This window comes from Streptomyces sp. NPDC045998 (genome assembly GCF_056430285.1).
In genome coordinates this window covers 264,205-273,457 of the sequence record NZ_JBWKLJ010000009.1, presented here as the reverse complement: position 1 = coordinate 273,457, position 9,253 = coordinate 264,205, and the positions used below count along the sequence as shown (strand labels likewise).

The window sequence follows — 9,253 nt, the reverse complement described above, 5'->3', positions numbered from 1 at the left end:
TACCCTCCCCCCCCCCCCCCCCCCCCCCCCCCCCCCCCTCCCCCCCCCTCCCCCCCCCCCCCCCCCCCCCCCCCCGGGCCACGTCTGCCGAACGATCCGAGGGATCAGCCCTTGCGGGACTTGACCTCTTCGGTCAGCTGCGGGACGACCTCGAAAAGGTCGCCCACCACGCCGTAGTCGACCAGGTCGAAGATCGGGGCCTCGGCGTCCTTGTTGATGGCCACGATGGTCTTCGAGGTCTGCATGCCCGCGCGGTGCTGGATCGCGCCGGAGATGCCCGCCGCGATGTACAGCTGCGGCGAGACCGACTTGCCGGTCTGGCCGACCTGGTTGGTGTGCGGGTACCAGCCGGCGTCAACGGCGGCACGCGAGGCGCCGACGGCGGCACCGAGCGAGTCGGCGAGCTCCTCGATGATCGAGAAGTTCTCGGCGCCGTTGACGCCGCGGCCGCCGGAGACCACGATCGCGGCCTCGGTCAGCTCGGGGCGGCCGGTCGACTCGCGCGGGGTGCGGGAGACGACCTTGGTGCCGGTGGCCTTCTCCGAGAAGGAGACGGACAGGGCCTCGACGGCGCCCGCGGCCGGGGCGGCCTCCACGGCGGCCGAGTTCGGCTTGACCGTGATGACCGGGGTGCCCTTGGAGACGCGGGACTTGGTGGTGAAGGAGGCGGCGAACGCGGACTGCGTGGCCACCGGGCCCTCGTCGCCGGCCTCGAGGTCGACGGCGTCGGTGATGATGCCGGAGCCGATGCGGACTGCGAGGCGGGCCGCGACCTCCTTGCCCTCGGCGGAGGACGGGACGAGCACGGCGGCGGGCGATACGGCCTCGTACGCCGCCTGGAGCGCGTCCACCTTCGGCACGACGAGGTAGTCGGCGAACTCGGGCGCGTCGGCGGTCAGGACCTTGACCGCGCCGTGCTCGGCGAGCGTGGCGGCGGTGGCCTCGGCACCGGAGCCGAGGGCGACGGCGACGGGCTCGCCGATGCGGCGGGCGAGGGTCAGCAGCTCCAGCGTGGGCTTGCGGACGGCGCCGTCCACGTGGTCGACGTAGACGAGAACTTCAGCCATGGGACTTCAATCTCCTGCGATGCGAAGAGTCTGGGGGCGGGTGAGTGGCTCGCGCGAGCCCTAGATGAACTTCTGGCTCGCGAGGAACTCGGCCAGCTGCTTGCCGCCCTCGCCCTCGTCCTTGACGACCGTGCCGGCCGTGCGGGCCGGACGCTCCGCCGCCGAGTCGACCTTGGTCCAGGAGCCCTCGAGGCCGACCTCGTCGGAGTCGAGCTCCAGGTCCTCCAGGTCCAGGGACTCCACCGGCTTCTTCTTGGCGGCCATGATGCCCTTGAAGGACGGGTAGCGGGCCTCGCCCGACTGGTCCGTCACGGACACGACGGCCGGCAGCGCCGCCTCCAGCTGCTCGGACGCGGTGTCGCCGTCACGGCGGCCCTTGACGGTGCCGTCCTCGACCGAGACCTCGGAGAGCAGGGTGACCTGCGGGACACCCAGGCGCTCGGCGAGGATCGCCGGCAGGACACCCATGGTGCCGTCGGTCGACGCCATGCCGCAGATGACCAGGTCGTAGCCGGTCTTCTCGATGGCCTTGGCGAGCACCAGCGAGGTGGCCATGACGTCCGAGCCGTGGATGTCGTCGTCCTCGACGTGGACGGCCTTGTCGGCGCCCATGGACAGCGCCTTGCGCAGCGCGTCCTTGGCGTCCTCGGGGCCGACCGTGAGCACGGTGATCTCCGCGTCGTCCGCCTCGTCGGCGATCTGCAGCGCCTGCTCGACCGCGTACTCGTCCAGCTCCGACAGCAGGCCGTCGACGTCGTCGCGGTCGACGGTCAGGTCATCGGCGAAGTGCCGGTCGCCGGTGGCGTCGGGCACGTACTTCACACAGACAACGATCCTCAAGCTCACGCCGGCTCTCCTACACATCGTCATAACTGGGCTGCCTTGTTGCACGCAGCATAGGCGCCTGATGGGACGGTTTCCGCTCGGGGCGTCGGCCGCCCCGGACGAAATATTACTCGTCAGTACACCCAGTGCTTTCCCAGTAAGCAAGCGCTTTGAACTGTGACCTTGCCAACGCTGAGTAACCGGGGTGTACGTCCAGGATCCCTCAGTCCCGCAGCCCGCTGAACCGCCCCTGGTGGTAGAGCAGCGGCCGCCCGGCGCCGTCCGGGTCGCCGGCCACCGCCTGGGCCACGACGATGCGGTGGTCGCCCGCCGGGACGCGGGCCACGACGCGGCACACCAGCCAGGCCAGTACGCCGTCCAACAGGGGTACGCCCTCGGGGCCGGGGTACCAGCGGGTCGGCGGGGCGAAGCGGTCGGCGCCGCTCCGCGCGAAGGTGGCGGCCAGCTCGCTCTGGTGCTCGCCGAGTATGTGCACGCCGATGTGCTCGGCCTCCGCCAGCACCGGCCAGCTGGAGGACGAGGTGCCCACGCCGAACGAGATCAGCGGGGGCTCGGCGGCGACGGAGGTGAGGGAGGTCGCGGTGAAGCCGACGGGTCGCGCGCCGTCGGCCGTGGTGCCGTGCGCCGTGATGACGGCGACACCCGCGGCGTGCCGCCGGAAGACGGAGCGGAGGAGGTCGGGGGTGGCGTGCTGCTGCCGGAAGGGAACGTCGAGTTCGGACGGGGCCGTCATGGGACGCCAGCCTTTCGATGCGCGGCGGGTGCGGTCAAGGGAGACTCCGCGAAGTAGGTGCGAGATGCATCACGGCCGGTCACACGGCGTGCCCGAGGGCCGCGATGACGTCGGCCCTGCGCGGCTGGCCGGCCGCCCTGCGGACGATCCGGCCCGCCCGGTCCAGCACCAGCACGGTGGGGGTCCTGGCGATGCCCAGGGCGCGCACGAGCCCGAGGTGCTCCTCGGCGTCGATCTCGACGTGGGCCACGCCCTCGACCATGTCCGCCACGTCGGCGAGGATCCGCCGGGTGGCGCGGCACGGCTGGCAGAAGGCGCTGGAGAACTGCACGAGTGTGGCCCTCTCCCCGAGGGCCTGCCCCAGCTGCCCGGGCCCCAGGAATCCGCCCCCGTCCGCCATGTCCTCCACACTCTCCACGTCCTTCGTCACCGCTCCCTCACCTCGTCCGACGCCGCCGTCCCGTGCAGCGCCGACGGGGCCCCGGCTGATTCCCGCAGCCCCTGTGAGCGGCCACGACGTGACGAGAATCTCCTCTCCCGACGGCGTCAGGACTGGCCTGCGGGGCGGACATGCGGCACGATCTGCCCCATGCCGGATACCTACGGCTGCGTAACTTCCGCCGGGAGAACCTCCCCAGGCATCGACGAAGAAGGGTCTTCTCCTGTGGCAGAACTCGTCTATCGGCCGGTCATCGGCGCCGCTCTCACGATGTTCAAGGCGCTCGACCTGAAGATCGACACTCAGGGTTCGGAGAACATCCCGCGCAGCGGCGGGGCGGTGCTGGTCAGCAACCACATCAGCTACCTGGACTTCATCTTCTCGGGTCTCGCGGCGCTGCCGCAGAAGCGCCTGGTGCGCTTCATGGCCAAGGACGCGGTGTTCCGGCACAAGATCTCCGGGCCGCTGATGCGCGGCATGAAGCACATCCCGGTCGACCGCGAGCAGGGCGAGGCCGCCTACCACCACGCGCTCGAGTCGCTGCGCGCCGGCGAGATCATCGGGGTGTTCCCCGAGGCGACCATCTCGCAGTCGTTCACGCTCAAGAGCTTCAAGTCGGGCGCGGCGCGCCTGGCCCAGGAGGCGGGTGTGCCGCTGATCCCGATGGCGCTGTGGGGCACCCAGCGGCTGTGGACCAAGGGCCGGCCGCGCAACTTCAAGCGCAGCCACATCCCGGTGACGATCCGGGTCGGCGAGCCGGTGGAGGCGCCCACCGACCAGTACGCGGGCGCGATCACGCGGCGGCTGCGCGAGCGGGTGCAGGAGCTGCTGGAGGCGGCGCAGCGCGCGTACCCGGTGCGGCCGAAGGACGCGAGCGACACCTGGTGGGTCCCGGCCCACCTCGGCGGTACGGCTCCGACGCCGGCTGAGGTGCGCGAGGCCAGCTGAACGGTGGCGGCAGCGCGCCGGGCCGGCCGGGCGCCGCAGCGCTCAGAGCTCCGTCGGGAGCGTCTTCCACAGGTACTCACGGTCGCGGGCGGCCCGCAGGGCGCTCAGGACGACCGGGTGCGGTGCCGCGTACAGCACGGGGTAGTCGATCTCGCCGAGCTCGGGGCGTACGGGGAAGGCCAGCTGTTCGCGGTCCAGGCTGAACCGGGCGTCGACCCCCGGCTTGTTGCCCCGGGCGTCCTGCCGGGCCCAGGCGCCCCGGCCCGGCAGCCGGACGGCCACCAGGCCGTGCAGCACCGGATCCGTGCCGTCGTCTTCGGTGAGCCGCTGATAGCACAGTGCGGTGGGGATGGAGCGGGCGCGCAGCAGCGCGGCGAGCGCGTGGGACTTGGCGTAGCAGATGCCGACGCGCAGTTCGAGCACGTCGGAGGCGCGCCACGGGACGCGCGGGTCGTCGACGTCGGCGGAGTGGCCGATGGTGTCACGGACGTACTCGAAGGCGGCTTTGGCGTATGAATATGCGTCGACGTGCTCAACGGTGAGTCGCGCCGCGATACCCCGTACCAGCGAGTGCTCGTGGTCGATTGCCTCATCGGCCGCGAGATACGCGGAGAGTTCCGGGGTGTGCTGAATCAGCTCCATGCCCCCAAACCTAAGGAAGCGACCGGCCGGAAGTCAATGAATTTCCGGCCGGTCGCATATTCATGCACCGCATCGAAGGTCGCTGGGGAGCGCCTCAGCGTGCCATCTCTTCCTTCAGCGCCAGGACGAAGGTGTCGATGTCGTCCTCGGTCGTGTCGAAGGAGCACATCCAGCGGACGTCGCCCGCCGACTCGTCCCAGAAGTAGAAGCGGAAGCGCTCCTGGAGCCGTCGGGTGACCTCGTGCGGCAGCCGCGCGAAGACCGCGTTGGCCTGCACCGGGTACAGGATCTCGACGCCGTCCACCGCGCGCACGCCCTCCGCGAGGCGCTGAGCCATCGCGTTGGCGTGCCGGGCGTTGCGCAGCCACAGGTCCTTGGCGAGCAGCGCCTCGAACTGCACCGACAGGAACCGCATCTTGGAGGCCAGCTGCATCGACATCTTGCGCAGGTGCTTCATGTGGCGGGCCGCGTCCGGGTTGAGGACGACCACCGCCTCGCCCATGAGCATGCCGTTCTTGGTGCCGCCGAAGGTCACGACGTCCACGCCGACCGCGTTGGTGAACGCCCGCATGGGGACGTCCAGCGAGGCGGCCGCGTTGGCTATCCGGGCGCCGTCGAGGTGGACCTTCATGCCGAGGCCGTGGGCGTGCTCGACGATGGCGCGGATCTCGTCGACCGTGTAGACGGTGCCGAGCTCGGTGTTCTGGGTGATCGAGACGGCCTGCGGCATGGCGCGGTGCTCGTCCTCCCAGCCGAACGCCTGCCGGTCGATGAGCTCCGGCGTCAGCTTGCCGTCCGGGGTCGGGACGGTCAGCAGCTTCAGCCCGGCCATGCGCTCCGGCGCCCCGCCCTCGTCCACGTTGATGTGCGCGGACTCGGCGCAGATGACCGCGCCCCAGCGGTCGGTGAGCGCCTGGAGGGCCGTGACGTTGGCGCCGGTGCCGTTGAAGACGGGGTACGTCTCGGCGGTCGGGCCGAAGTGGCTGTGCATGATCCGCTGGAGGTGCTCGGTGTAGACGTCCTCCCCGTACGAGACCTGGTGGCCTTCGTTGGCGAGGGCGAGCGCCGCGAGGACCTCCGGGTGGGCGCCGGCGTAGTTGTCGCTGGCGAAGCCGCGTACGGTCGGGTCGTGGCGCCGCCGCGCGTCGGTCCTGACGGCGGCGGGGGTCACGGCTTGGGGGTCAGCCACAGGCGCTGTCCATTCACTTCCTGGGCGGGCTTCTCCCAGACGCCGGCGATGGCGTCGGCCAGGTCCTTGGCGTCCGTGAAGCCCGCGAACTTCGCATTCGGGCGCTCGGCGCGCATGGCGTCGTGCACCAGTGCCTTGATCACCAGGATGGCAGCCGCCGCCTTGGGCCCCGCCTCGCCCCCCGCCTTGCGGAAGGCGTCGCCGAGGGCAAGGGTCCACGCCTCGGCCGCCGCCTTGGCGGCGCCGTACGCGGCGTTGCCCGCGGTCGGCTTGGTCGCTCCGGCGGCGCTGACCAGGAGGTAGCGACCGCGGTCGCTGCGCAGCAGCCCGTCGTGGAAGGCGAGCGAGGTGTGCTGGACGGTGCGGATCAGCAGCTTCTCCAGCAGCTCCCAGTCGGCGAGGTTCGTCTCCGGGAAGGAGGCGCTGCCGCGCCAGCCGCCGACGAGGTGGACCAGGCCGTCGATGCGGCCGAACTCCTTCTCGGTCTTGTCGGCCCACTCGCGCGTGGCGTTCAGGTCGAGGAGGTCGACGATGTCGCCGGTGACGGTGGCTCCGCCGTGCATGTACCGGGCGGCGTCGACCGCCTCGGCGAGGCGCTCCGGGTCGTAGTCGGCGCCGACGACCGTCGCGCCCGCCGCCGCCAGCCGCAGCAGGGTGGCGCGGCCGGCCGGGCCCGCCGCTCCGGCCACCGCGATGACCGCGCCTTCGAGCGCTCCGTTGCCGTTCCCGTTGCCGTTCCCGTTGCCGTTGCCGTTCATGGGCGTCGCCTCCTCCTGCGTACGAGAGCTCACGCGGCGACCTGCTCGGCGCTCTGCGCGGTGATCCCCTTGGTGGAGGCGATCACGCTCTTGAGCTTCTTGGCGAGGGCCTCATAGAACATGCTGAGCGGAAACTCGTCCGGAAGCACGTCGTCCACCAGTTTCCGCGGCGGCAGGCTCAGGTCGAGGGCGTCGGGGCCCTTGGCCCAGCGGGAGCCCGGGTGCGGGGCGAGGTAGGTGGAGACGAGGTCGTACGCCGCGAACCAGTGGACGAGCTTGGGGCGGTCGATGCCGTCGCGGTAGAGCTTCTCGATCTCCGCGCACAGCGCGTTGGTGACCTGCGGGGCCCGCTCCCAGTCGATCTTCAGGGTGTTGTCGGTCCAGCGCAGCACGTCGTGCTTGTGGAGGTACGCGAAGAGCAGCTGGCCGCCGAGGCCGTCGTAGTTGCGGTTGCGGTCACCGGAGACCGGGAAGCGGAACATCCGGTCGAACAGCACGGCGTACTGCACGTCGCGACCGTGCGCGTTGCCCTCGGCGTCCAGCTTCACGGCCTCCTTGAAGGCGGTGAGGTCGCAGCGCAGCTCCTCCAGGCCGTACATCCAGAACGGCTGGCGCTGCTTGATCATGAAGGGGTCGAACGGCAGGTCGCCGTGGCTGTGGGTGCGGTCGTGGACCATGTCCCAGAGCACGAACGCCTTCTCGCACCGCTCCTGGTCGCCCAGCATCTCGCGGATGTCGTCGGGCAGGTCGATGCCGAGGATGTCCACGGCCGCCTCGGTGACGCGGCGGAAGCGGGCGGCCTCGCGGTCGCAGAAGATGCCGCCCCAGCTGAAGCGCTCGGGGGCCTCGCGGACGGCGATGGTCTCCGGGAAGAGGACGGCCGAGTGCGTGTCGTACCCGGAGGTGAAGTCCTCGAAGGTGATGCCGCAGAAGAGCGGGTTGTCGTAGCGGGTGGCCTCCAGCTCGGCGAGCCACTCCGGCCAGACCATGCGCAGCACGACGGCTTCGAGGTTGCGGTCCGGGTTGCCGTTCTGCGTGTACATCGGGAAGACCACGAGGTGCTGCAGGCCGTCGACGCGCTGGGCGGCGGGCTGGAACGCGAGGAGCGAGTCCAGGAAGTCGGGCACGGCGTAACCGCCCGCGGCCCACGTGCGCAGGTCGGCGACGGCGGCGCGGTGGTACGCGGCGTCGTGCGGCAGCAGCGGCGACAGCTGCTCCACGGCGGTGGCGACGCGGTCGAGCGCGGCGTCGACCGTGGCGCGGGCGGGGGCGCCCTCGGCGTCGAGGTCTATGGAGCCGTCCGCGGACTGCCAGGTGCGGATCTCTTCCACGGCATTCTTGAGCGCGGTCCATGCCGGGTGGTCGATCACCCTGGGGTCGGTCGATTCAGCCACGCCGACAGCGTCCTGCACAAGAATTTCCGTCATCACTCTTCCTCCACGGGAGAACCTCGCGTTAAGGCACCGTATCCATGGGCGGTTCTTCGCCACAAGGGGCTCAAGAATAAATTATCCTGCCGACCCCCCGTGGTCGCCGCTGTTTTTCCTGTCAGAGGGGGTTCGGGCGGCGGCTTCACGCGCCGGACGGGGGTACGTCCCCGGGCATGGTTCCGGCCATGACCGCCTCCACGCGTTCGTGGCGGCCGGAACGGCACGCCCACGGACGAGTGAGGGCGGGTGCGCCGGGGGCGCACGGGAGGGGAAGCGGCCTACTCCATTCCGCCCCCGCGCGACCGGTTCCGCATCAGGAGGGCGCCGTTAGGCTGCTGCGACCGTGCCGCGTGGTCCTGGACCGGTAGCCGGACCGCGCCCCCGGCCCCTCGAAGGAAGCGAGAAGACCTTGAGTTTCCTCACCATCGGTCATCGCGGAGTCATGGGTGTCGAACCGGAGAACACCCTCCGCTCCTTCCGCCGCGCCGAGCGCGTCGGCATGGACGCCATCGAGCTGGACCTCCATCTGAGCAAGGACGGGGCGCTCGTCGTCATGCACGACGCCGACGTCGGCCGGACGACCGACGGCACCGGCCCCATCGCCGACAAGACCCTCGACGAGCTGCGGGCCCTCGACGCGGGGCTGGGCGAGCGGATCCCCGTCTTCGAGGAGGTCCTGGACGCGGTGGACGCGCCGCTCCAGGCGGAGATCAAGGACCTCGCGGCGGCCCGCGCGCTCGCCGAGGTGATGCACCGGCGCGACCTGACGGGCCGGGTCGAGGTGTCGTCCTTCCACGACGAGGCGGTCGCCGAGATCACCCGGCTGGTGCCCGGTGTACGGACCGTGCTCATCGCCAGCCGCTGGGAGGCGGACATCGTGGAGCGGGCGCACGCCGTGGGCGCCGCCACGCTGGCGCTGAACATCCGGCGGCTGACCCTGGAGACCACCGAGCGGGCGCGGGAGGCGGGGCTGCGGATCATCGGCTGGGTGGTCAACACGCAGCAGCACCTGCGGCTGGCGCGGGCGCTGGAGCTGGACGGGGTGACCACCGACCACCCGGAGATCCGCCGCACGAGCCGCTTCACCGCCTGAGCGCCCACCGCGTCCGCGCAGCCGCCTGGTCCCGTTCGTCACAGGTGTAACCGAAATGCGCTCGGGAACCCGCGAGGTGTCCCAGCCATCCCAGGACACCGGAACGGA

The 9,253-nt window shown here is 71.0% G+C and carries 10 protein-coding genes; 2 read left to right on the top strand and 8 right to left on the bottom strand.

Features of this window, described 5'->3' with window-relative positions; all coding sequences use genetic code 11:
• Window positions 1-104: 104 nt before the first annotated feature.
• From AC07FJ_RS26295 to AC07FJ_RS26280, 4 genes are all read right to left on the bottom strand, one after another.
• On the bottom strand, window positions 105-1,067 hold the full coding sequence (locus AC07FJ_RS26295) for an electron transfer flavoprotein subunit alpha/FixB family protein (RefSeq protein ID WP_468291745.1): 963 nt from the start codon (window positions 1,065-1,067) through the stop codon (window positions 105-107).
• Window positions 1,068-1,127: 60 nt separating this feature from the next.
• Entirely contained in the window at window positions 1,128-1,913 is a 786-nt protein-coding gene (locus AC07FJ_RS26290; RefSeq protein ID WP_361420131.1) for an electron transfer flavoprotein subunit beta/FixA family protein, read from the bottom strand.
• A gap of 202 nt (window positions 1,914-2,115) precedes the next feature.
• Complete coding sequence (locus AC07FJ_RS26285; protein ID WP_479051758.1) at window positions 2,116-2,646, bottom strand: flavin reductase family protein; 531 nt, start codon at window positions 2,644-2,646, stop codon at window positions 2,116-2,118.
• Between the two features lie 79 nt (window positions 2,647-2,725).
• Window positions 2,726-3,046: a TlpA family protein disulfide reductase gene (locus AC07FJ_RS26280; RefSeq protein ID WP_479051846.1), complete on the bottom strand. Its 321-nt coding sequence runs from the start codon at window positions 3,044-3,046 to the stop codon at window positions 2,726-2,728.
• 264 nt (window positions 3,047-3,310) lie between these two features.
• On the opposite strand from AC07FJ_RS26280, the gene AC07FJ_RS26275 reads away from it, so the two are divergent.
• On the top strand, window positions 3,311-4,033 hold the full coding sequence (locus tag AC07FJ_RS26275) for a lysophospholipid acyltransferase family protein (protein ID WP_361420137.1): 723 nt from the start codon (window positions 3,311-3,313) through the stop codon (window positions 4,031-4,033).
• Between the two features lie 42 nt (window positions 4,034-4,075).
• Here AC07FJ_RS26275 and AC07FJ_RS26270 read toward each other — a convergent pair whose 3' ends face one another.
• The 4 genes from AC07FJ_RS26270 to AC07FJ_RS26255 all read right to left on the bottom strand — a co-directional run bounded on the left by AC07FJ_RS26270 (window position 4,076) and on the right by AC07FJ_RS26255 (window position 8,049).
• The gene (locus tag AC07FJ_RS26270) at window positions 4,076-4,675 is read right to left on the bottom strand and encodes a transglutaminase-like domain-containing protein (protein ID WP_479051757.1); all 600 of its coding nucleotides are present in this window, start codon (window positions 4,673-4,675) and stop codon (window positions 4,076-4,078) included.
• A 94-nt stretch (window positions 4,676-4,769) separates the two neighbouring features.
• On the bottom strand, window positions 4,770-5,864 hold the full coding sequence (locus AC07FJ_RS26265) for a threonine aldolase family protein (protein ID WP_361420143.1): 1,095 nt from the start codon (window positions 5,862-5,864) through the stop codon (window positions 4,770-4,772).
• Window positions 5,843-6,622, bottom strand: a complete 780-nt coding sequence (locus tag AC07FJ_RS26260) for an SDR family NAD(P)-dependent oxidoreductase (RefSeq protein ID WP_479051845.1) — start codon at window positions 6,620-6,622, stop codon at window positions 5,843-5,845. The genes AC07FJ_RS26265 and AC07FJ_RS26260 overlap by 22 nt, the downstream gene beginning before the upstream one ends.
• A 29-nt stretch (window positions 6,623-6,651) precedes the next feature.
• Entirely contained in the window at window positions 6,652-8,049 is a 1,398-nt protein-coding gene (locus AC07FJ_RS26255; RefSeq protein ID WP_479051755.1) for a DUF6421 family protein, read from the bottom strand.
• Between the two features lie 412 nt (window positions 8,050-8,461).
• Between AC07FJ_RS26255 and AC07FJ_RS26250 the strand changes: the two genes are divergently transcribed.
• A complete protein-coding gene (locus AC07FJ_RS26250) occupies window positions 8,462-9,145 on the top strand; it encodes a glycerophosphodiester phosphodiesterase (protein ID WP_479051754.1) in 684 nt (227 codons plus the stop codon).
• The last annotated feature ends 108 nt before the right edge of the window (window positions 9,146-9,253 follow it).